Below are 20489 nucleotides of genomic sequence, written 5' to 3'. Positions count from 1 at the left end.
TGGCTCACCTCTGCTTCTCCCACGTGTGGAATCCCTGTCCGGTGGAGCGCCCCAGCTCGCCCCGGGCCACCTTGTCCCGCAGCAGCCGCGGCGGCGCGAACCGCTCGCCGAGGGTGGCGTGCAGGTACTCGGCGATGGCCAGGCGCACGTCGAGACCGACCAGGTCGGTCAGGCGCAGCGGGCCCATGGGGTGCTTGTAGCCGAGCCGCATGGCGTCGTCGATGGCCTCGGCGGAGGCCACCCCCTCCTCGACCATGCGGATGGCCTCCAGGCCGAGCGCCACGCCGAGCCGGCTGGAGGCGAAGCCCGGCGAGTCCCTGACGACGACGTCCTTCTTGCCGAGCGCCGCCGTCCAGGCCAGCGCCCGGTCCACCACGTCCGCTCCGGTGGACTCGGCGACGACCAGCTCGATCAGCGCGGAGGCCGGGACCGGGTTGAAGAAGTGCAGGCCGAGGAAGCGCGCGGGCCGCTCCAGCACGGCCGCAAGCTCGGTGACCGAGAGCGAACTGGTGTTGGTCGCCAGCACCGTGGTCTCACCCACCACCTGCTCGGCGGCGGCCAGCACCTTCGCCTTCAGCCCGGCGTCCTCCGGTACGGCCTCCACGACCAGCTCGGTCGCCGGGTCCAGCCCGGTCACCGCGTCGGCGAAGGCCATCCGGTCCAGCACCTCGGCCGGGTCGGCGTCGATCAGCCCGCGCCCGGCGGCCCGCTCCAGCGACCCGGCGATCCGCTCGCGGACCGCCTCGGCCGCCTCGCGGCTCTGCTCGACCACGGTGACCGGCGCCCCGGCCGTCGCGAAGGACTGGGCGATGCCCGCGCCCATCCGCCCGCCGCCGATCACGGCGACGCCGCGGGGAAGGGCGGGGGCCGGTCCTGTTCCGGTGGTCATGAGCGGGCCTCCGAGGGGGCGGGGGTGGTGGAGCGGGCGGAGCCGCGCTCCAGGAAGGCGGTCATGCGCTCGCGCTTGTCGGCGCCCTCAAAGAGGACGGCCTGCGCGAGGTCGTCGGCGACCGGGTGGGCGCCGGGGGAGTCCACGACGAGCTTGGTCAGCCGGAGCGCGGTCGCCGACTGGCGGGCCATCCGGTCGATCAGCCGGTGGGCCGCGCCGGTCAGCTCCTCGGCGGGGACCACGTCGGCGACGAGGCCGCAGGCGAGCGCCGCCTCGGCGTCCAGCCGCCGGCCGGCCAGCAGTACCTGCTTGGCGACCGACTCGCCGACCAGCTCCGGCAGCCGCCAGCAGGCCCCGGCGGCGGCGAGGATGCCGAGGCCGGGCTCCGGGTTGCCGAAGACCGCGTCCGGCCCCGCGATCCGCAGGTCGCAGGCGTACGCCAGCTCCGCGCCGCCGCCCAGCGCCCAGCCGTCGACGGCGGCCACCGTCGGCATCGGGAGCCGGCGGACCCGCTCGAAGAGGCGGCTGTTGACGCCCTGGAGCGCCTGGTCCCGGCCGCGTTCGCGCAGCTCCGCGATGTCGGCGCCGCCCGCGAAGACCCGCCCGGCGCCGGTCAGCAGCAGGAAGCGCGGCTCGTCCTCCAGCGCCTCGCAGACCGTGTGCAGCTCGCGGATCATGCGGGCGCTGATCGCGTTCCGCGCCTCGGGCCGGTCCAGGGTCACCACGACCCGGTCGTCCCGCTCCTCGACGGCGAGGGTGGTGAAGGCGCCCGTACGCGTCCCCGTACTCATACGCGTTCCACCAGCATCGCGACGCCCTGCCCGACGCCGACGCAGAGGGTGGCCAGGCCCCGGCGGGCGTCCTCGCGCTCCAGGCGGCCCAGCAGGGTCAGCAGGATGCGGGAGCCCGAGGAGCCCAGCGGGTGGCCGAGCGCGATGGCGCCGCCGTCCGCGTTGACCCGCTCCGGGTCGAGCTTCAGGCGGCCGATCACGGCGAGGGCCTGCGCGGCGAACGCCTCGTTCAGCTCGGCGGCCTCCACGTCGGCCGCCGTCCACCCGGCCCGCTCCAGCGCCTTGTGCGTCGCGGGGACCGGGCCGAGCCCCATCAGGTGCGGCTCGACCCCGGCCGAGGCGGAGGTGACGACGCGGGCGCGGGGCGTCAGCCCGTACCGCTCGACGGCCGCGCCGCTCGCCACGACCAGCGCCGAGGCGCCGTCCGAGAGCGGCGAGGAGGCGCCGGCGGTGACGATGCCGTCGGCCCGGAAGACGGTCCGCAGCGTGGCCAGCTTCTCCAGCGTGGTGGAGGGGCGCGGGCCCTCGTCCGCCGTGACCTCGCCGTCCTTGACGGGGACGGGGACCAGCTCGCGGTCGAAGTGCCCGGCGCGCTGGGCCGCCACCGCCCGCTGGTGCGAGCGGAGCGCGAAGGCGTCGGACTGCTCGCGGGTGATCCCGTCGAGCGCGGCGACCTCCTCGGCCGTCTCGCCCATGGAGAGGGTCACCGGGCCCTCGCCGGGCGCCGGGGCCCGGTCGGCCGCGGCGAACCTCGGGTTGGTGAACCGCCACCCCAGCGAGGTGTCGAAGACCTCGCCGGGCTTGGCCCAGGGCGTGCCCGGCTTCGCCATCACCCACGGCGCCCGGGTCATCGACTCGACGCCGCCCGCCACCACCACCCCGGCCTCGCCGGAGCGGACGGCCTGCGCGGCCGAGGCGACGGCGGTCAGGCCCGAGGCGCAGAGCCGGTTGACGGTGTAGCCGGGCACCGTGTGCGGCAGCCCCGCCAGCAGCACCGCCATCCGCGCGACGTCCCGGTTGTCCTCGCCCGCCTGGTTGGCGGCGCCGAGGATCACCTCGTCGACGGCGTCGGCCGGCACCCGGGCGCGCCGCACCGCCTCGCCGACGACCAGCGCGGCCAGGTCGTCGGGGCGGACCTGGGCGAGCGCCCCGCCGTACTTGCCCTGCGGGGTGCGCGCCCCGTCGATCAGGTAGACCTCCTCCGGCACCTCAGGCCCCCTGGACGGGACGGGCCGGGCGGCGGGACTGGAGGGTGTGGAAGCGGCCGGTGACGAAGGCCGGGTCGGTGAGGGTGGCGGAGGCGGCCGGGTTGGCGGCCGAGCCGTGGAAGTCGGAGAAGGCCGCCGACTGGTTGACGAAGACCGGGCCGGTGAAGTTCTCGGCCAGGTGCACGCCCGCGTCCAGCGCCGCCTCCCGGGCCCGCTCCAGCACCTCCTCGTCGGTGGAGTGCACGGTGGCAGTCAGCGCGCCGTGCTCGCCGACGGTCTCCCGGAAGAGCGCCAGGGAGTGGTCGGTGGAGTCGGTGGCGACCACGAAGGAGATGGGCCCGAACCACTCGCTGCGGTACGTCTCCGCGTCCGCGTCGGCGTCCAGCAGGGTGACCAGCGGCGAACGCTGCACCGCCGCCTCCGAGGACGGGTGGACCAGGGCCTGCCCGCCCCAGCTGGTGCCGCCCAGCTTCGCGGCCCGCTCGACCCGCTCCACCACCGGCGCGCCGACCAGCGCGCCCAGCGTCCCGGCCGCCCGCTCCGGGTCACCGAGCAGCTTGTCGAGGGCCGCGCCCAGGTCCGCGCCGAACTCGGCCGGGGTCTTCACGCCCTGGTCGGTGGCGAAACCCTGACGCGGGACGTAGAGGTTCTGCGGGGTGGTGCACATCTGGCCGCTGTAGAGGGAGAGCGAGAACGAGAGGTTCCGCAGCAGGCCCTTGTAGTCGTCGGTGGAGTCCAGGACGACCGTGTTGAGCCCGGCCTTCTCGGTGAAGACGGCGGCCTGCAGGGCGTTGCGCTCCAGCCAGGTGCCGAACTCCGAGGAGCCGGTGAAGTCGACGATCCGCACGTCCGGGTGGACGGCCAGCTCGGCGGCGCTGCGCCCGCCCGCCTCCTCGGCGGCGAGCAGCACCACGTCCGGGTCGAACCCGGCCTCGGCCAGCACCTCACGGGCGATGCCGACGGTGATCGCCAGCGGCAGGATCGCGCCCGGGTGCGGCTTGACGACCACCGGGTTGCCGGTGACCAGCGAGGCGAACAGGCCCGGGTAGCCGTTCCAGGTCGGGAAGGTGTTGCAGGCGACCAGCAGCGAGACACCCGCGCCGACCGGCGTGAACGTCTTCTCCAGCACCGTCGGCTCACCCTTGCGCGCGGGCTTCTCCCACCGCGCCGCCGCCGGGTGCCGCTTCTGCTCCGCCCAGGCGTACGCCACCGCCTCCAGGCCCCGGTCCTGCGCGTTCGGGCCGCCCGCCTGGAAGGCCATCACGAAGGGCTGGCCCGTCGTGTGGTGGACGGCGTGGCCGATCTCGAAGGAGGCCGCGTTGAGCCGGGCCAGGATCTCGGCGGCGACCCCGGCGCGCTGGTCCGGGGTGGCCCGGCGCCAGGTGGGCCCGGCGGCCTTGGCGGCGGCCACCGCGTCGGCCGGGGCCAGGCGCGGGTAGGTCACGCCGAGGGTGCGGCCGTAGGGGGAGACCTCGCCGCCGACGGCGCCCGCCTCGCCGGGGTGGCCGGGCAGCTCGAAGGCGCGGCCGAGCCGCGCCTCGAAGGCCGCCTCGCCCGCCTCGGCCGCGCCGTCGCCGTAGACGGAACGGCTCGGCGACTCCGGGTACGCCGACCAGTACCCGCGGGCGGTGATCTCGGCCGAAGCCCTGCTCAGCAGGGTCTCGTGGCGGGCGAAGAAGTCGGCCGCACCGGTGGTGGCGGTGGCGTCGGGAGAAGGCATGGGCACCCCTTGACAGGCAGATCGGATGCTGAATTACTGAGCTGGTCGCAAGCTAACCGAATGTTCGGTCGGGCAGCAAGGGGTGATGGCCACATGGGACGTGGCGAGGACGTGACGACCGGCCCGCGCACCGGGCTCCAGGAGCGGGCGGAGCCCGGGATTCCGGGGGTGTCGCCCGGTACCGGGACCACCGGCCGGTCCGCCGCGGCCGCTACGGGCGGTACGCCCGGCCGGGTGACGCCGGACCCCGCCGGCGCGCACGGTCCCGCCGCCCGGATGTTCGCCGCCGACGCCGCCTCCCGGGGGCTCGGGATGACCCTCCAGGCCGTCGGCGAAGGCACCGCGAGCGTCGGCATGACCGTCACCGGCGCCATGGTCAACGGCCACGGCAACGCCCACGGCGGCTTCCTCTTCACCCTCGCCGACACCGCCTTCGCCTGCGCCTGCAACAGCTACGGTCCGCAAGCCGTGGGGGCCGCCGCCGACATCGTCTTCGTCGCCCCCGCCCGCGAGGGCGACGTACTGACCGCTCACGCCGTGGAACGCACCCGCTTCGGACGCAGCGGGGTCTACGACGTCCGCATCACCCGGGACGACCAGGTCGTCGCCGAGTTCCGCGGCCACAGCCGCGTGATACGAGCCGTGGAAGGATGATCATGAACAGCACTGCGGCCGGGACAGGGACGTCCCGGCTGGGCGAGCCGCTGCCCGACGAGCTGAAGGACCCCGCCGAGCGCCTCACCGTGCCCGAACTGCGCACCCTCCAGCTGGAGCGGCTGCGCGCGAGCCTGCGCCACGCCTACGAGAACGTGCCGCTGTACCGGGCCAAGTTCGAGGAGGCCCAGGTCACCCCGGACGACTGCCGCACCCTCGACGACCTCGCGCGCTTCCCCTTCACCGCCAAGAGCGACCTGCGCGAGTCGTACCCCTTCGGCATGTTCGCCGTCCCGCAGGCCGACATCCGCCGCATCCACGCCTCCAGCGGCACCACCGGCCGCCCCACCGTCGTCGGCTACACCGACCACGACCTCTCCGTCTGGGCCGACCTCGTCGCCCGCTCGCTGCGCGCCGCCGGCGCCCGCCGGGGCGACAAGGTCCACGTGGCCTACGGCTACGGCCTCTTCACCGGCGGCCTAGGCGCCCACTACGGCGTCGAGCGCGCCGGCTGCACCGTCATCCCCGCCTCCGGCGGCATGACCGCCCGGCAGGTCCAGATCATCCAGGACTTCCAGCCCGAGATCATCATGGTCACCCCGTCCTACCTGCTCACCCTCCTCGACGAGTTCGAGCGGCAGGGGATCGACCCGCGTACCACCTCGCTGCGCGCCGGGGTCTTCGGCGCCGAGCCGTGGACCGAGGAGATGCGGCGCGAGATCGAGGACCGCATGGACCTCCACGCCGTCGACATCTACGGCCTCTCCGAGGTCATGGGCCCCGGCGTCGCCCAGGAGTGCGTCGACACCAAGGACGGCCTCCACCTGTGGGAGGACCACTTCTACCCGGAGATCGTCGACCCGGTCACCGGCGAGGTCCTGCCCGACGGAGAACACGGCGAACTGGTCCTCACCAGCCTCACCAAGGAGGCCATGCCGGTCGTCCGCTACCGCACCCGCGACCTGACCCGGCTGCTCCCCGGCACCGCCCGCCCCGCCATGCGCCGCATGGAGAAGATCAGCGGCCGCTCCGACGACATGATCATCCTGCGCGGGGTCAACCTCTTCCCCAGCCAGATCGAGGAGATCCTGCTCCGCACCGAGGGCGTCGCCCCCCACTTCCAGCTCCACCTGACCAAGCGCGGCCGCATGGACCACCTGACGGTACGGGCCGAGGCCCGGCCCACCGCCGACGCCGCCCTGCGCGAGCGGGCCGCCGCCGCCATCGGCAAGGCGGTCAAGGACGGCGTCGGCGTCACCGCCGCCGTGGAGATCGTCGACCCCGAGACGCTGGAACGCTCCGTCGGCAAGATCCGCCGCATCGTCGACGAGCGGGCGGCGGCCCCGGCCTGACCCGGCCGGCTGACCCGGCCGGCTGGGCCGGCCGGGGGATCCGGCCGCGCCGCGCCGCGTCGCGGGCGGGGTGATCATCGCACCGCGTGCGACGATCCGGGGGCCGACGGGAAACCACACGCGGAAGGGGCCCCGCGCACCGTGCGGCGCGGAGCCCCTTCCCGTGTGCCCGGGATCACTCCCGGTGCCGACCGCCGGTCAGAGCAGGTCGAGGTCGAGCACGTCGTTCAGCACCTGGTCCAGGTCCAGGAGGTCGTTGTCCTGGTTCTGGTTCTGGGTGTACTCGTTGCCCGGGTCGTCATGGAGGGCGGCCTGGTTGCCGACGGGCGTGCCGTGCTGGTCCGCGGCCGAGGCGGCACCGGCGAACGGGACGAGGGCGGCGGCGGCGAGGGCCGCGGCGGCTGCCGTGCGGCCGAGCGTCTTGCGCATGGTTGCTCCTGTGTGCGGAGGAAATGGGGACGTCAGGAGCCCTACCTCCGCCCGCCGCCGCTCTATGCGTGCCGCGCCGCCCCGCCAGCACACCGAGCGGTCTTCCGGGGCCGGACGGGCGCCCAGCGGATGCGCGGGCCGCCCCGCCGTGTCCGTCCGGCCGCCCGGTACGCGCCTCAGCTCAGCGGCAGGCCCTTCAGCGGCACCCCGCCCAGCAGCGTCTTGGCCCCGCCGGCGACCTGGCTGACGCCTTCCCCGGCCTTGCCGAGGTCGCTGCCGCGCACCTGGTCCACGGCGCTGTCGGCGCCGCGCAGCAGCGGGTCGGTGACCTGGCCGCCGAGGCGGTGCGTCTCCAGCGACTCGGTCAGCTTGTCCGCGCCCGCGTTGAGGCTCATCGGCACCCCCGAGGTGTCGACGGCGAGCGCGGGGGTCGCGGCGGCGGCCGCGGCACCGGCCGCCAGCATCGAGACGGCGAGCGCGGAGACGGTCCTGCGGTTCATGTGCGTCCTTCTTCCGTGCCGGGAGACGGCCCGGCGCTCCGGTCGAATCCGCCCGCCGGCGACTGCTCGCATACGGCCGCGTGAATTCGACTGCGTGAATGCCTCTGCTCAACGAAAGGCCCCCGCCCGGGAAACCCGGCGGACCACTCACGGCCGCCGGATTCACCCGGACGCGTGGCGCGCGCACCCGGAGTGAATACGACGAAAGGTTTTCCCTCATGTCCCGCGGAATTCCGGAGAGTTCGCCGCCCGAACGCCGCCCGGGCCGCCCCGCGCGTTGAAGCGGGGCGGCCCGGAACGAGTCGTCCCGCCCGGCGAGTCGCCGGGCGGGACGAGGTGGGGCCCGGGGGCCCGTACGGTCAGCGGCGCGCGGACCTGCCGCGACGGACCATCAGCAGGCCACCGCCGAGCAGGGCGGCGGAGAGGGCGGCAGCGGTGCCGATCTCACCGGCACCGGTCTCGGCCAGCTCCTCCTTGGGCTGCTCCCGCTCGGTGGGGGGCTCCTCGGCCGGGGGCTGCTCCGTGGGGGGCTGCTCGGTCGGGGGCTCCTCGGTGGGCGGCTCCTCGGTCGGAGGCTGCTCCGTGGGCGGCTCCTCCGTGGGCGGCTCCTCCGTCGGGGGCTCCTCCGTGGGGGGCTCCTCGGTCGGAGGCTCCTCCGTCGGGGGCTCCTCGGTGGGCGGCTCCTCCGTAGGCGGCTCCTCGGTCGGGGGCTGCTCCGTGGGCGGCTCCTCGGTCGGCGGCTTCGTCGGCGGCTTGCCGTCGCTGTTGACGCACTCGTTGCCGAAGACCGGGTTGAGCAGGCCGACCACGTTGACCGAGTTGCCGCAGACGTTCAGCGGCACGTCGACCGGGGCCTGGACGGCGTTGCCCGAGGCCACGCCGGGGGAGTTGGTGGCCGCGCCCTCGGCTTCGGCGCCCCCGTCGCCGACGTTGGCGCACGCGTTGCCGAACGCCGGGTTGAGGAGCGCGATGACGTTGACGGTGTTGCCGCAGAGGTTCACCGGCACGTGGACCGGGGCCTGCACGGTGTTGCCGGAGGCGACGCCCGGGGAGTTCGCGGCGGCTCCCGCCGCGCCCGCGTCGCCGTAGGCGGCTCCGCCCGTCACCGAGAGGAGGCCGGTCGCCGCCGCGGCGGCGAGCATGCTCCTGCTCATAACCTGTCGCACTAGATCGTTCCCTGTCTTTTCAGGTCGGGAGGGCCCGATGCCCGCCCGTGCTGCTGGGGGAACGGCCCCCGAACGCATGGCGTGCGCTCACGGGCCGTTCCACGAGTACGGGCGCCAGGCGCCCGAAAGGCGCCGTCAGACGTTGGCGCACTTGTTGCCGAAGGCCGGGTTCAGCAGGCCGATGACGTTGACGGTGTTGCCGCACAGGTTCACGGGGATGTGGACCGGAACCTGGACCACGTTGCCCGAGAGGACACCGGGGGAGTTGGTGGCGGCGGCACCGGCACCGGCGTCGGCCAGGGCCGGGGTGGCCGCGCCGACGGCCATCAGGGAACCGGCGAGGAATGCGGCGCTCTTCATGTACTTCACGGTTGTACCTTTCCGGCGGCGACGCCCTACACAGCCACGTCTTTCGCGCTGCACGAGTCGGTGTCACGCCCCGTTTCGTCGCCGTCGATATCGGTAACGACCGGAAAGGTGTGAGGAAACTGCGGAAATGCGGGCGGTTTTCCTCCACCACCCGAACGCCCGTGTCGGATGCCGGCCGGAAATTGAGGAACGGTTTCTGCTGCGGCGCCGGGCCGGGGCAGCTGGATGCCGCCCAGACCCGGCCAGGGAACGAACCGCAGTGCCCAACGCCGCTCGCGCCGGGCACGTAACGGAGGGCGCGAATAGTTCTATTTGCGTGCCGCGCGGTACGGGCGCGGCCGGTGCCCCGTCAGGCGGGGGCGGGCGCGCCCTGCGGGGTCACGGCGTACCAGCGCTCGCCGTCCAGGCGGGCCAGCCCGCGCTCGGCGAGCCCCTCCAGATGGCGGGTGACGGTGGCCGGCTGGTAGCCGGCGGCGGCGCTCACCTCGTCGAGGGCGGCGCCCTGGGCGCCGGCGGCGGCCAGGTGGCGCCAGCTCCGCTCGGCGGTCCGCCCGAGCCCGCCCGCGCCCACGGGGGCGAAGACCTCGGCGGGGACCTCGGGGAGCGGGGCGGAGCCGGTCCGGGGCGCCTCGGCGGCGGGGGGTCGCGCCTGCGCCGGGGGCGGTGCCGTCGTCGTGCCGGAGGCCGGGCGTGCGGGGGCCTGGCGGGCGGTGGCCGTCGGTGCGGCGGGGCCGGTGCCCTGCCCGGCGGAGCCCGGGGGCCGGGTCCGGGTGACGGGGCGTGGGGTGCGGTTGACGGTGCGGTGGCGGCGGCCCTTCTGTTTGCGGGCCTTCTGCTGGCGGCCTTTCCGCGTCGGCATGTGCTGCTCCGTCCGTGTGGGGGGAGGGTGGGTCGCGTACGGGCCGGTGCCCGGGCCGGGGGCGGGGCACCGACGGCCACGGCGCGGGGGCGCCGACGCTCCCGGGGGGAAGCGTCGGCGCCCCCGCGCCCGTGGCGGGCGGGGTCAGCCGACCGGCAGACCGCCGAGGAGTCCCTTGAGGGGCAGGCCGTCGAGGGGCAGGGTGTTGCCGGCCGTGTCGGCGGGCAGCGCCCGGGAGGTGGCGCCGGTGACCGCGTCGGCCGCGGCGGGCAGCTGCCCGGTGATCGCGTCGGTCGGCAGGCTGCCCAGGACCTGGTCGGTGGGGAGGCCGCCGGGGATCAGTCCCGAGATCGCCTGGGTGGGCAGGCCCTTGGCGAGGTCGCCCACGATCGGCAGGCCCTGGAGGGTGTCCTGCGCGGCGGCGCCCTGGCCGGCCGGCTGCGGGGACTGGCCCGGGTCGGCCTGCGCGGTACCCGCGGCGGCGAGCGCGGCGCCGCTCATCAGGACGGTGAGGGTGGCGGCGCGGGCGGTGCGGCGGTTGCGCATGATGCTCCTAGGTCGGGGGTGTCGCGGGGTGTCCGCCGAGGCCGGCGGACGAAGACGCCAACGACAGGGGGCCGACCGGGTCACGCGCACTGGGCCGTCCGGGCGGCGGTGCCCCCGTTTCCGTGTGAGGGCGCCGCGCACCGCTCACTTGCGGCTGACGCGCACCGTGTACGTGCCTTCGAGGTCGGCCCCGGCGACGGTGACCCGGACGCCGTCCTCGTCGGCGTCGAAGCTCTCGCCCGGGCGGAACGGGGCGTCGGAGAGCTCCGCGTGGACGTTGGGGCGCCGGGTGCAGCCGCCGCTGTCGCGGGTGGCGTCGACCACCTCGACGGGGCCGAGCCCGGTGTCGACCTCGGCATCCACCCGGTAGACGAGCACCCCCGGCCGGCAGACCGCCTCGTCGTTGCCGTCCTGGGTGCGCACCTCCAGGGCGTAACCGGTGGAGCCGGACAGGGGGATGAAGACGAGCTTGGTGCCGCCCTTCTCGGCGAGGGGGCGCAGGCGGTGCTCGGTGGTGCCCGGGGTCGAGGCGCAGCGGACCTGCTCGTCGTCGAGCCAGCCGAGCTTCCACTTGTGCCAGCCGAGCAGGTCGTTGTTGGCGCCCCAGTCCTCACTCATGATGTCCCAGTGGCCGACCGCCGCCCCGCCGTCGGCGGTGTACAGGTCGGGGAGGCCGAAGACGTGGCCGTTCTCGTGCGGCAGGACGCGGTAACCGGTCTGCTCGTAGCTGCCCGAGCCGTCGTCCTGGCGGCTGTAGACGAACGAGGCGTTGGCGACGGGGACGCCGTCGGCGACGGGCGCCTCCTGGTTCCCGGCGAAGGTCACCGACAGCACGGTCTCCAGGGCGTCGGGCCCGGCGTTCGGCGTGATGAGGATGTTGAGCAGGTCGTACTCGCTGAAGTCCACGTCCGGATCGGCCTCGGCCACGATGTCCTGGACCAGCTCCCGGTAGCCCGGGTCGAAGGGGGCGCCGCGGTCTATCCCGTACGCGGCGAAGGGGGCGGGCATTCGCAGCCAGTCGGCTATCGGGGCGTCGGGGCGGTAGTCGAGGCGGCCGTAGGAGCTGGTGCGGAACCAGTCGGTGGTCTGCGGGAAGAACTCCGCCAGCCGGTCCTGGGCGCTCCCCTCGCCGGGGGCGTCGGGGAAGTCGATCATCAGGTTGAGGGCGCGGACGGTGCCGGTGGAGCGGGTGTAGCCGGGGGCGGTCGGCAGCCCCTCGGACATCTGGACCCCCAGCGGGCCGCTGATCATGCAGGGTCCCAGCATCGTCGACCTGGCCATCGCGGCCGGGCCCGCCGTGGGCGGCTGCTCCAGCAGGCGGCCGGTGCTCGCCGAGGTGGTGACCGCGAGGGCGAGCGCGGTGGCCCCGGCGAACAGGACGTGGCGCCGGGTTCCGGATATCCGCCGACGGGTGCGCGACATGCGGTGGCCCTTCCGGTCGCGGCAGCCGACCGGCCCGGCTGCGCCTGTCCGTTCACCCTCTGCCGGAGGGTGAACGGACGCTCGCTGGGTGCGACCGAACGGGTCCCTGCCCGGGCACTTCGTGAAGTGGGTCACAAAGGCGTTTCCGGGGCCGACGGCGGAAATAAGCGGGGACCCTCTCCCCGTTTGGAAGCGATGTCCGACGAAACGGGGACCAGCTCCCCGGTACGAGAGGGAGACTGCCGTGGGCCGCACCACCACCGCGACCACAGCGGGACCCCGGCCGCGCGCCGACGCGCTGCGCAACCGCGAGCGGATCATCGACGCCGCCCGCGAACTCGCCGTGCAGTACGGCGCCGACGCCCCGCTCGACGAGGTCGCGCGCCGCGCCGGCGTCGGCAACGCCACCCTCTACCGGCACTTCCACGACCGCTCCGCGCTGATGCGGCAGGTCGTCCTCTCCGTCATCGAACGCGCCACCGGCCACGCCGAACGCGCCGCCGCCGAGGAGGGCGACCCCTTCGAGGCGGTCAGCCGCTTCGCCCACACGGCCGTGGACGAGCGGATCGGCGCCCTCTGCGCCATGTTCTCCGCCGGCTTCGACCCCTACCACCCCGACCTCGTCCAGGCCCGCGAACGCTTCGACACCGCCGTCGACGCGCTCATGGAACGGGCCCGCAACACCGGACAGCTCCGCGCCGACAGCGAGACCGGCGACCTCATGGTCGCCCTCTCCCAGCTCACCCGGCCCCTGCCCGGCACCACCTGCCCCGCCAACGACCGCTTCGTCCACCGCCACATCCAGCTGCTCCTCGACGGACTGCGGGCCCCCGCCCGCTCCACCCTCCAGGGCAGCGCCGTCACGCTGGAGGACCTCCGCGCCGCCCGCTGACGGCGCCCCCTCCGACCCGCCCCGCGCTCCCCGCACGCCCCGACCGCCACCGGCGCCGAGGCGCGCCCCCGCACGCCCCTCGGGCGCACCCTTTCCTCCCCGTTTCCCCCGGAACGCCGCTCCTGTCCGCGGCCCACCCGATCCACCAGAACGCAGGTACCCCTATGTCCACCACCTCCGCCCCCGCCGGCCGGGCCCTCCCGCCGGACCAGGCTGCCGACGCGCCCGACCCACGCCGCTGGAAGGCGCTCGTCTTCATCGCGCTGGCCCAGCTGATGGTCGTCCTCGACGCCACCATCGTGAACATCGCGCTCCCCTCCGCCCAGCAGGACCTCGGCATCACCGACGGCAACCGCCAGTGGGTCATCACCGCCTACGCCCTCGCCTTCGGCGGCCTGCTCCTCTTCGGCGGCCGCATATCCGACCTGTGGGGACGCAAGCGCACCTTCCTCACCGGCCTCGTCGGCTTCGCGCTGGCCTCCGCGCTCGGCGGCGCCGCCGACGGCCAGGCCCTGATGCTCGGCGCCCGCGCCCTCCAGGGAGTCTTCGGCGCGCTGCTCGCCCCGGCCGCCCTCTCGCTGCTCGCCGTCACCTTCACCGACGTCCGCGAGCGCGCCAAGGCCTTCGGCGTCTACGGCGCCATCGCCGGTGCCGGCGGCGCGATCGGCCTGCTGCTCGGCGGCGTCCTCACCGAGTACCTGAACTGGCGCTGGACCTTCTTCGTCAACATCCCCATCGCCGCCGTCGCCTTCATCGGCGCCTACCTGCTGATCCGCGAGCCCGCCCGGGCCCGCGACCGCGCGCCGCTGGACATCCCCGGCGTCGTCCTCTCCACCACCGGCCTGGTCTCCCTGGTCCACGGCTTCACCCGCGCCGAGACCCACGGCTGGTCCGACTCGCTGACCGTCGGCTCGTTCGTCGCCGCCGGAGTGCTGCTGCTCGCCTTCGTCCTGGTCGAGCGCCGGGTGGCCGCGCCGCTGCTGCCGCTGCGCGTGCTGATGGACCGCAACCGGGGCGGCGTCTACCTCTCCCTCGGTCTCGCCGTCATCGCGATGTTCGGGCTCTTCCTCTTCCTGACCTACTACCTCCAGGTCGTCCAGGGGTACTCGCCGGTCAGGACCGGGTTCGCCTTCCTGCCGATGAGCGCGGGCATGATCATCGGCTCCACGCAGATCGGCGCCCGGCTGATGACCCGCGTCCCGCCCCGGCTGCTGCTCGGCCCGGGCTTCCTCGCCGCCGCCGTCGGCATGCTGCTCCTGACCCAGCTGGAGGTGGGCAGCTCGTACGCCGCCGTCGTCCTGCCCGCGCAGGTGCTGCTGGGGCTCGGCCTCGGTACTGCGTTCATGCCCGCCATGTCGATGGCGACGCACGGCATCGCGCCGCGCGACGCCGGGGTCGCCTCTGCGATGGTCAACACCTCGCAGCAGGTCGGCGGCGCCATCGGCACCGCGCTGCTGAACACCATCGCCGCCTCCGCGACCGCCTCCTACCTCGCCACCCACGCCGCCACCGGCGAGGCGGTCCGGCGGGTCCAGGCCGAGGCGATGGTGGCCGGGTTCACGCAGGCCATCTGGTGGGCGGTCGGCATCCTCGCCGTCGCCGCCGCGCTGGCCGTCACCCTGGTGACCGCCGGACGGCCCGGCGGCCCGGCCGCCGCCTCCGGGGACGCGCGGGACAAGGGTGCCGGGGAGCAGGCCGAGGCGGCTCCGGTCGCCGTCCACCTGGGCTGACCGACGCGGCCGGGGCGGGCCGGCGGGCGGTGCGCCGTCAGCGCCGCCAGGGCAGGTCCGCCCCGCTGCCCGAGGGCTGGAGTCCCTCGGCGACGATCGCCATGATCGCGCCGAGGGACTCGGTCTGTTCCGGGGTGAGCCGGTCGAAGAGGGCCTGGCGGACCGCCGCGACGTGGCCGGGCGCGCTGCGGGTCAGCATCGCCTCGCCCTCCTCGGTCAGGACCGCGAGCTGGCCGCGCTTGTCGGAGGGGCACTCCTCACGCCGTACCCAGCCGTTCTTCTCCAGCCGTGCCACCGCGTGGGAGAGCCGCGAGCGGGTGATCTTCGCGCCCTCGGCCAGTTCGGTCATCCGCAGCCGCTTCTCCGGCGCCTCCGAGAGCTGGACCAGGAGCCCGTAGTAGACGTGCGGCATCCCGGCGTCGCGCTGGAGCTGCCGGTCGAGGTGGTCCTCCAGCAGGGTCGTCGCGTGCAGGTACGCCTGCCAGGTGCGCTGTTCGTCGTCGGAGAGCCAGCGGGGTTCCGGTGGCCCGGGCCGGTCGCCGGGATAGGTGGTCATGTCATCCACTCTACGGAACTCTCCTTGAAAGTTGAACAAAACGGCGGTACGGTCGGCGTAGAACTTGAGAGTTCAAGTATCGGGTTCAGTATCCAGGAGTGGAGTCGCCATGAACAGCACCGCCGAGCGGATGCCCGCCCTCTACCTCAGCCACGGCGCCCCGCCCCTCGCCGACGACCCCGTCTGGCCCGGCCAGCTCGCCGCCTGGTCCGCCGAGCTGCCCCGCCCCACCGCGATCCTCATGGTCTCCGCCCACTGGGAGGAGGCCCCGCTCGCCCTCGGCGCCGTCCGCACCCTCCCCCTGGTCTACGACTTCTGGGGCTTCCCCGAGCACTACTACCGCGTCCAGTACGCCGCCCCCGGCGCCCCCGCCCTCGCCGACTCGGTCCGCAAACTCCTGGCCGCCCCCGGCACCCCCGTCCAGGACATCCCCGACCGCGGCCTGGACCACGGCGCCTACGTCCCCCTCGTCGAGATGTACCCGGACGCCGACATCCCCGTCCTCCAGATGTCGCTGCCCACCCTCGACCCCCGCCGCCTCATGGACATCGGCCGCAAACTGGCGCCCCTGCGCGACGAGGGCGTCCTGATCGTCGGCTCCGGCTTCTTCACCCACAACCTGGCCGCGCTGCGGCAGGGCGGCACCCCCTCCTGGTCCGCCGAGTTCGACGACTGGGGCCGCGCCGCCCTCGACGGCGGCGACATCGACACCCTCCTCGACTTCACCCACGCTGCCCCCGCCGGCACCCTCGCCCACCCCCGCACCGAACACTTCGCCCCCCTCTTCGTCACCCTCGGCGCCGCCGACGCCGCCGGCGACCTCGCCACCCAGCGCAGCGTCATCGACGGCTTCTGGATGGGGCTCGCGAAGCGATCGGTGCAGTTCGGCTAGGGCCTCACATGCCGGCCGGGCTGATCCAGGCGCCCGGCCCCGCCGTCAGGCGCCGCCCCCGCCCAGCTCCTTCTCGTACCACCGCACGTCCCAGTACCGCCCGAACTTGCGGCCCACCTGGCCGTACGTCCCGATCGGGCGGAAGCCGAAGCGGGTGTGCAGGCGGTGGGAGACGTCGTTGGGCTGGGTGACGCCGGCGTAGGCGCGGTGCAGGTCCTCGCCGGCCAGGGCGTCGAAGAGGGCCGTGTACAGGGCGGTGCCCACGCCGCGGCCCGCCGCGTTGGGGGCGCAGTAGAAGCTGACCTCGACCGAGGTCGCGTACGCCGCCTTCGGGCGCAGGGGCGAGCTGGTCGCGTAGCCGAGCAGGCGCTCGGGGCCGGACGGGGCGGGCTTGGTGGCAACCATCAGGCGGTGCGGGCCGTCCTTCGGGTGGGAGAGGAACCACTGCATGCGTCCCTCCGGGGTAAGCGGCACCGTGTCGAAGGTGATCGGAGTCCGGAGAACGTAGTGGTTGTAGAGGTTCGTGAGGCCCGTGAGGTCCTCCGCTATCCCTGGCCTGACCTGCGGTTCCGCCGTCCCGCGCGGTGTCATTCCGATCATCCTCCCCGCCTGTGGCCGGACAGGGTACTGCATGATCCGGAAAAACAATGAGCAGGTGGGGAATTCTGTCCGGATTGCAATCGTTGATTCCTACGGATGCCGCAACCGGGCCGCCGGATGTGGAGTCCGCCAGGTCGTCCACCACTCATCGCAAGGGAGCACGCATGGCAACCCGTGCCGTCGCCCGTCGTCAGCCCGCCGCCTCCGGCGAGACCGGCGCGGCAGGCAGCGTCCGCGCGACCGGCGAGATCGCCGACCGCGACCTTGTGGGCATGTATCTCGACGAGATCGCCCGCACACCGCTGCTGGACGCCGCGAAGGAAGTGGAGCTGTCCCAGACCATCGAGGCCGGTGTCTACGCCGGGAAGATCCTCGACGGCGAGGTCGACAGCGACTCCGCCGGAGCTTCCCGCGAGGAGCTGGAAGCCCTCGTCGCCGAGGGGGAGCGGGCCAAGGACGTCTTCATCCGGTCCAACCTCCGCCTCGTCGTCGCCGTGGCCCGCCGCTACCCACGCAGCGGCCTCCCCCTGCTCGACCTCATCCAGGAGGGGAACGCCGGCCTGGTCCGCGCCGTCGAGAAGTTCGACTACGCCAAGGGCTTCAAGTTCTCCACGTACGCCACCTGGTGGATCAGGCAGGCCATCACCCGCTCCATCGCGGACCAGTCCCGCACCATCCGGCTCCCCGTCCACCTCGTGGAGGAGCTGGGCCGCATCCGCCGCGTCCAGCGCGAGTTCAACCGCGAGAACGGCCGGGACCCCGAGCCCGCCGAGATCGCGGCCGAGCTGAGCAGCACCCCCGAGCGCGTCACCGACGTCCTCGACTGGGCCCGCGACCCGGTCTCGCTCAACATGTCGGTGGACGACGAGGGCGAGACCCAGTTCGGCGACCTCCTGGAGGACACCTCCGCGGTCTCCCCCGAGCAGTCCGTCCTGACCCTGCTGCGCAGCGAGGAGCTCGACGACCTCATCGGCCAGCTCGACGACCGCACCGCCTCCATCATCAAGATGCGGTACGGCATCGAGGACGGCCGCGAGCGCACCCTCACCGAGGTCGGCAAGCAGCACGGCCTGACCCGCGAGCGCATCCGCCAGATAGAGAAGCACGCGCTCCTGGAGCTCAAGCGCATGGCGCACGACACCGGATTCGACGCAGCGGCCTGATCCCTCGGCGGCCCGACCGGGCCGTGACGGGGGCGGGGCGACCGCCCGGCCCCCGATCGGCCCTCCTGGCCCTGCACTCCGGCGTGGCTCGCCCTACGCTCGACCCACATGAGCCAGGCTGGCCCCTGAGCCACCCGGCTCCCCTGAACCCCCGGCACCCGCCCCCCCTGGTGCCGGGGCCCGGCCCCAGCACTCCATCCCCCCCGGGGTGCTGGGGTCCCTCTCTGCCCGGACCCTCCTTTACGAGGGCATCCTGCGGCCCACACCCCACCCCGGACGCCCCGACGGCCCTCCCGGGCCGCCGACACCGCCCCCACCCGGCAGCCTGTCCGACAGGCAGGGCCGACCGGACGGGCCGGACGTCAGAGCGAGGCGGCCCTGCGCTCCATCGCGGACTGGGCCGCGTCCTCCGTCTCGTAGACCTCGCACATGTGCCGCCCGTCGGGCGTCGCCGTGTGCTCCACTTCCCACAGGCTCACCTCGCGGCCGTCCGCGAGGAGGAACGCGTGCTCGTAGAGGGAGAACCCAGGGCGGCGGCCCCGCAACGGGTCGAGCCGGCCGAACGCCTGGGTGATCTGGTGCGCGAAGGCGCCCGCCAGCAGCACGGCCACCTCCTCGCCGGGCCGGTCGGCATTCTCCGCCCGGCGCAGCACCCGCCGCGCGTGGTCGGGGGAGTCGCCCCACTCGTATTCGCGCCCGGGCAGCGGCTGCGCCGTGCGGTCGTCCACCACCAGCGGCGGCGCGCCCTCCAGCGCCTCGGGCTCGGCGCTCGGGAGCGGCAGTCTCGCCGTGGCGATCCGCAGCTCCTCCTGATCGGTGTACACCTCGTGGTGGAGCTGCCCGTCCGGGCCCGTGTTGTGCGTCAGCTCCCACAGGGTGACGGCGCTGCCGTCGGCCACCAGCCACACATGCCGGTACGTCTCCCGGCGCCTGCCGTCGCTGTGGTGCGCGGCGGAGTGCAGGCAACTGTCGTAGGCGAGCGCCGTATCGAGCCGGGACAGCGTCTCGTCGGGGAGTTCGAAGGAGTTGAGGGTGCGGGCGAGGAGTCGCTGAAGGCAGGCGTCCGGCGACTCGAATGCCTCGTGGGTCCCACATGTCTCGTACGGAACGCTCAAGGTTTCTCCCGGCGTTGCTCCATGTCACCTGGTGGGTGCATACCGTAGCCCCTGGCTCGGACATCGTGCCCGGGAAACGGAAAACGCGTGACGCCCCGTCGGAGTTCCCGCAGTAAGGGCAGCCTTTTCTTACCCGACGGCCCGTCACCCATGCGTGTCCGTACCCCTCTTCCGGCCGTTCATCCCGCCTCGCGCCGACGACCTCGAACCCGCCTGGATGTGTGACGCGCGTCACCGAAAACCGGTCGTGCGGGCGGAGGGGGCGGGCACGCGGGCGGGGTCCGCCTTCTGGAACACCCCGTGGGCGGTGAGGGAACGAGGGAACCTCGAGCAGAAGGCCGGCGCCGCTGGAACGGGCCGTCGTCGGCGGTGCCAAAGACGCCGGGCAGGTGGTGACCGCCCCTTGGTCAGGGCTCCGGGGCGAGGTCCCCGTACAGCTCGCGGTACGAGGGGAACACGCCCGCCGGTGTCTCCACCGACTCCGCCGACAGGACCGCCTTCACGATGGCGCGGGTCATCGCGTCGGCACCGGCCGCCAGGATCTCGTTGACGGCGGCGCCCTCGACCGGCCTGTCACCGGTGGCCAGGGTGAACACCGTGTCCCCGTCGTGCAGCAGGTGCACGGGGCGCACCGCACGGGCCAGACCGTCGTGCGAGGTCCCCGCCAGCTTCTGCGCCTGGGCGCGGGTCATCGCGGCATCGGTGGCCACCACGGCGATCGTCGTGTTCAGCGGGGGCTGGCCGGCGGGCGGGGCTCCGGGTGCCGGGGCGCCGGGTGACGGGGGCTCCGCGGCTCCCGGGCGGACCGTGGGCGCACCGCGCCGCTCGGTCTCCGCCATCGCGGCCGCCCAGCGTGCCTGGGCCCGCTCGTGGGTCTCGGGCGACGGCCACACCGCCCGGCCACGCGCGCCGGGGAGCTGGGTGAAGTACCTGCCGTACAGCACCCCCGTGGCCGGATCGCACACCGAACCCACCGCGTTCACGACGACCAGCGCCGCCACCGTGTGGCCCGACGCCAGCCGCAGACTCGCCGTCCCCACCCCGCCCTTCAGCCCACCCGCGACCGCTCCCGTGCCCGCACCCACGACGCCCTGGCCGACCGGCCCTGCGGCGGCCGCCCGTTCCACTGCCTCCCGGCCCAGCTCCGCCCCCGGTCGGGCCCGCCAGTCGCCGCCCCGGCCCAGGTCGAAGAGGCAGGCCGCGGGGACGACGGGGACCACCTGGTGCGGACCGGGGCCCACCCGGACCCCGCGGCCCTGCTCCTCCAGCCAGGCCGTCACCCCGGAAGCGGCGTCCAGGCCGAACGCCGAACCACCGGTCAGCACCACTGCCTCGACCCGCTCCACCAGGTTGCGGGGGTCGAGCGCGTCGGTCTCCCGCGTCCCGGGGCCCCCGCCGCGTACGTCGACAGCGGCCACGGCCCCGCCGGGCCCGGTCAGGACGACGGTGGTGCCGGTGAGCCAGCCGTCGCCCTGGCGGGTGGCATGGCCGACCTGGAGGCCGGGGACGTCGGTGAGGGCGTCTTGGGGGCCGGGGGTGGGGGGTTCGGGCGCTTCGGTCTCCCGCGCCCGGGGGCCCCCGCCGCGTACGTCGACAGCGGCCACGGCCCCGCCGGGCCCGGTCAGGACGACGGTGG

The 20489-nt window shown here is 74.4% G+C and carries 21 protein-coding genes; 6 read left to right on the top strand and 15 right to left on the bottom strand.

From position 1 onward, the window contains the following. Nucleotides 1-4 precede the first annotated feature (4 nt). The 4 genes from IF45_RS0126390 to paaN are packed head-to-tail and all read right to left on the bottom strand — an operon-like array spanning nucleotide 5 to nucleotide 4608. Entirely contained in the window at nucleotides 5-889 is an 885-nt protein-coding gene (locus tag IF45_RS0126390; protein WP_030309943.1) for a 3-hydroxyacyl-CoA dehydrogenase family protein, read from the bottom strand. Further along, nucleotides 886-1680 (bottom strand): enoyl-CoA hydratase/isomerase family protein, encoded by a 795-nt coding sequence (locus IF45_RS0126385; protein WP_030309941.1) that lies wholly within the window; start codon nucleotides 1678-1680, stop codon nucleotides 886-888. The genes IF45_RS0126390 and IF45_RS0126385 overlap by 4 nt, the downstream gene beginning before the upstream one ends. Continuing rightward, nucleotides 1677-2888, bottom strand: a complete 1212-nt coding sequence (locus IF45_RS0126380; protein WP_003950198.1) for a thiolase family protein — start codon at nucleotides 2886-2888, stop codon at nucleotides 1677-1679. The genes IF45_RS0126385 and IF45_RS0126380 overlap by 4 nt, the downstream gene beginning before the upstream one ends. Before the next feature lies 1 nt (nucleotide 2889). After that, nucleotides 2890-4608, bottom strand: coding sequence for a phenylacetic acid degradation protein PaaN (gene paaN / locus IF45_RS0126375; protein WP_003950199.1), 1719 nt, complete (start codon nucleotides 4606-4608; stop codon nucleotides 2890-2892). 276 nt (nucleotides 4609-4884) lie between these two features. On the opposite strand from paaN, the gene paaI reads away from it, so the two are divergent. After that, a complete protein-coding gene (paaI, locus tag IF45_RS0126370; protein ID WP_165397968.1) occupies nucleotides 4885-5262 on the top strand; it encodes a hydroxyphenylacetyl-CoA thioesterase PaaI in 378 nt (125 codons plus the stop codon). After that, nucleotides 5259-6614, top strand: a complete 1356-nt coding sequence (gene paaK, locus IF45_RS0126365; RefSeq protein ID WP_030309938.1) for a phenylacetate--CoA ligase PaaK — start codon at nucleotides 5259-5261, stop codon at nucleotides 6612-6614. Before paaI ends, paaK begins: the two co-directional genes overlap by 4 nt. Before the next feature lie 198 nt (nucleotides 6615-6812). On the opposite strand, the gene IF45_RS0126360 is transcribed toward paaK, so the two are convergent. The 7 genes from IF45_RS0126360 to IF45_RS0126330 form a co-directional block, all read right to left on the bottom strand. Then, nucleotides 6813-7043 carry a hypothetical protein gene (locus tag IF45_RS0126360; RefSeq protein ID WP_008404254.1) on the bottom strand — a complete coding sequence of 77 codons (231 nt, stop codon included), beginning with the start codon at nucleotides 7041-7043 and terminating at the stop codon, nucleotides 6813-6815. Nucleotides 7044-7219: 176 nt separating this feature from the next. Then, nucleotides 7220-7543, bottom strand: coding sequence for a hypothetical protein (locus IF45_RS0126355; protein ID WP_008404251.1), 324 nt, complete (start codon nucleotides 7541-7543; stop codon nucleotides 7220-7222). Nucleotides 7544-7902: 359 nt separating this feature from the next. Beyond that, on the bottom strand, nucleotides 7903-8685 hold the full coding sequence (locus IF45_RS0126350) for a chaplin (RefSeq protein ID WP_030309936.1): 783 nt from the start codon (nucleotides 8683-8685) through the stop codon (nucleotides 7903-7905). Nucleotides 8686-8844: 159 nt separating this feature from the next. Then, the gene (locus tag IF45_RS0126345; RefSeq protein WP_010643146.1) at nucleotides 8845-9078 is read right to left on the bottom strand and encodes a chaplin; all 234 of its coding nucleotides are present in this window, start codon (nucleotides 9076-9078) and stop codon (nucleotides 8845-8847) included. A gap of 349 nt (nucleotides 9079-9427) precedes the next feature. After that, nucleotides 9428-9937 (bottom strand): helix-turn-helix domain-containing protein, encoded by a 510-nt coding sequence (locus IF45_RS0126340; RefSeq protein WP_030309932.1) that lies wholly within the window; start codon nucleotides 9935-9937, stop codon nucleotides 9428-9430. A gap of 144 nt (nucleotides 9938-10081) precedes the next feature. Beyond that, complete coding sequence (locus IF45_RS0126335) at nucleotides 10082-10483, bottom strand: hypothetical protein (RefSeq protein WP_008408854.1); 402 nt, start codon at nucleotides 10481-10483, stop codon at nucleotides 10082-10084. Between the two features lie 144 nt (nucleotides 10484-10627). Next, entirely contained in the window at nucleotides 10628-11905 is a 1278-nt protein-coding gene (locus IF45_RS0126330) for a M6 family metalloprotease domain-containing protein (RefSeq protein ID WP_003950207.1), read from the bottom strand. A 244-nt stretch (nucleotides 11906-12149) separates the two neighbouring features. Between IF45_RS0126330 and IF45_RS0126325 the strand changes: the two genes are divergently transcribed. Next, nucleotides 12150-12797, top strand: coding sequence for a TetR/AcrR family transcriptional regulator (locus IF45_RS0126325; protein ID WP_030309930.1), 648 nt, complete (start codon nucleotides 12150-12152; stop codon nucleotides 12795-12797). A 164-nt stretch (nucleotides 12798-12961) separates the two neighbouring features. Then, on the top strand, nucleotides 12962-14527 hold the full coding sequence (locus IF45_RS0126320) for an MFS transporter (RefSeq protein WP_030309928.1): 1566 nt from the start codon (nucleotides 12962-12964) through the stop codon (nucleotides 14525-14527). A 37-nt stretch (nucleotides 14528-14564) separates the two neighbouring features. On the opposite strand, the gene IF45_RS0126315 is transcribed toward IF45_RS0126320, so the two are convergent. Further along, nucleotides 14565-15083, bottom strand: coding sequence for a MarR family winged helix-turn-helix transcriptional regulator (locus IF45_RS0126315; RefSeq protein ID WP_003950210.1), 519 nt, complete (start codon nucleotides 15081-15083; stop codon nucleotides 14565-14567). A 109-nt stretch (nucleotides 15084-15192) separates the two neighbouring features. Between IF45_RS0126315 and IF45_RS0126310 the strand changes: the two genes are divergently transcribed. After that, nucleotides 15193-15975: a dioxygenase family protein gene (locus tag IF45_RS0126310; protein ID WP_008408846.1), complete on the top strand. Its 783-nt coding sequence runs from the start codon at nucleotides 15193-15195 to the stop codon at nucleotides 15973-15975. Nucleotides 15976-16020: 45 nt separating this feature from the next. Here the strand turns inward: IF45_RS0126310 and IF45_RS0126305 are convergent, their stop codons facing one another. Next, nucleotides 16021-16566, bottom strand: a complete 546-nt coding sequence (locus tag IF45_RS0126305; RefSeq protein WP_030309927.1) for a GNAT family N-acetyltransferase — start codon at nucleotides 16564-16566, stop codon at nucleotides 16021-16023. A 173-nt stretch (nucleotides 16567-16739) separates the two neighbouring features. Here IF45_RS0126305 and IF45_RS0126300 point away from each other — a divergent pair, with 173 nt between their 5' ends. Then, complete coding sequence (locus tag IF45_RS0126300; protein WP_003950213.1) at nucleotides 16740-17738, top strand: sigma-70 family RNA polymerase sigma factor; 999 nt, start codon at nucleotides 16740-16742, stop codon at nucleotides 17736-17738. Nucleotides 17739-18100: 362 nt separating this feature from the next. On the opposite strand, the gene IF45_RS0126295 is transcribed toward IF45_RS0126300, so the two are convergent. Continuing rightward, nucleotides 18101-18853 carry a DUF6227 family protein gene (locus IF45_RS0126295; protein WP_008408836.1) on the bottom strand — a complete coding sequence of 251 codons (753 nt, stop codon included), beginning with the start codon at nucleotides 18851-18853 and terminating at the stop codon, nucleotides 18101-18103. Nucleotides 18854-19260: 407 nt separating this feature from the next. Beyond that, nucleotides 19261-20457 (bottom strand): P1 family peptidase, encoded by a 1197-nt coding sequence (locus IF45_RS0126290; RefSeq protein ID WP_051720741.1) that lies wholly within the window; start codon nucleotides 20455-20457, stop codon nucleotides 19261-19263. Nucleotides 20458-20489 lie beyond the last annotated feature (32 nt).

This window comes from Streptomyces albidoflavus, from assembly GCF_000719955.1.
GTDB classification, from domain to species: Bacteria; Actinomycetota; Actinomycetes; order Streptomycetales; family Streptomycetaceae; genus Streptomyces; species Streptomyces albidoflavus.
This window is presented reverse-complemented; position numbering and strand designations above follow the sequence as displayed.

Excerpts from the sequence above, each read along its gene's own strand:
- IF45_RS0126355 (WP_008404251.1), bottom strand. The coding sequence starts at position 7,543 with ATGAACCGCAGGACCGTCTCCGCGCTCGCCGTCTCGATGCTGGCGGCC.
- IF45_RS0126305 (WP_030309927.1), bottom strand. The coding sequence starts at position 16,566 with ATGACACCGCGCGGGACGGCGGAACCGCAGGTCAGGCCAGGGATAGCG.
- IF45_RS0126360 (WP_008404254.1), bottom strand. The coding sequence starts at position 7,043 with ATGCGCAAGACGCTCGGCCGCACGGCAGCCGCCGCGGCCCTCGCCGCC.
- paaN (WP_003950199.1), bottom strand. The coding sequence starts at position 4,608 with ATGCCTTCTCCCGACGCCACCGCCACCACCGGTGCGGCCGACTTCTTC.
- IF45_RS0126350 (WP_030309936.1), bottom strand. The coding sequence starts at position 8,685 with ATGCTCGCCGCCGCGGCGGCGACCGGCCTCCTCTCGGTGACGGGCGGA.
- IF45_RS0126300 (WP_003950213.1), top strand. The coding sequence starts at position 16,740 with ATGGCAACCCGTGCCGTCGCCCGTCGTCAGCCCGCCGCCTCCGGCGAG.
- paaI (WP_165397968.1), top strand. The coding sequence starts at position 4,885 with ATGTTCGCCGCCGACGCCGCCTCCCGGGGGCTCGGGATGACCCTCCAG.
- IF45_RS0126320 (WP_030309928.1), top strand. The coding sequence starts at position 12,962 with ATGTCCACCACCTCCGCCCCCGCCGGCCGGGCCCTCCCGCCGGACCAG.
- IF45_RS0126385 (WP_030309941.1), bottom strand. The coding sequence starts at position 1,680 with ATGAGTACGGGGACGCGTACGGGCGCCTTCACCACCCTCGCCGTCGAG.
- IF45_RS0126335 (WP_008408854.1), bottom strand. The coding sequence starts at position 10,483 with ATGCGCAACCGCCGCACCGCCCGCGCCGCCACCCTCACCGTCCTGATG.
- IF45_RS0126315 (WP_003950210.1), bottom strand. The coding sequence starts at position 15,083 with ATGACCACCTATCCCGGCGACCGGCCCGGGCCACCGGAACCCCGCTGG.
- IF45_RS0126330 (WP_003950207.1), bottom strand. The coding sequence starts at position 11,905 with ATGTCGCGCACCCGTCGGCGGATATCCGGAACCCGGCGCCACGTCCTG.
- paaK (WP_030309938.1), top strand. The coding sequence starts at position 5,259 with ATGATCATGAACAGCACTGCGGCCGGGACAGGGACGTCCCGGCTGGGC.
- IF45_RS0126340 (WP_030309932.1), bottom strand. The coding sequence starts at position 9,937 with ATGCCGACGCGGAAAGGCCGCCAGCAGAAGGCCCGCAAACAGAAGGGC.
- IF45_RS0126390 (WP_030309943.1), bottom strand. The coding sequence starts at position 889 with ATGACCACCGGAACAGGACCGGCCCCCGCCCTTCCCCGCGGCGTCGCC.
- IF45_RS0126310 (WP_008408846.1), top strand. The coding sequence starts at position 15,193 with ATGAACAGCACCGCCGAGCGGATGCCCGCCCTCTACCTCAGCCACGGC.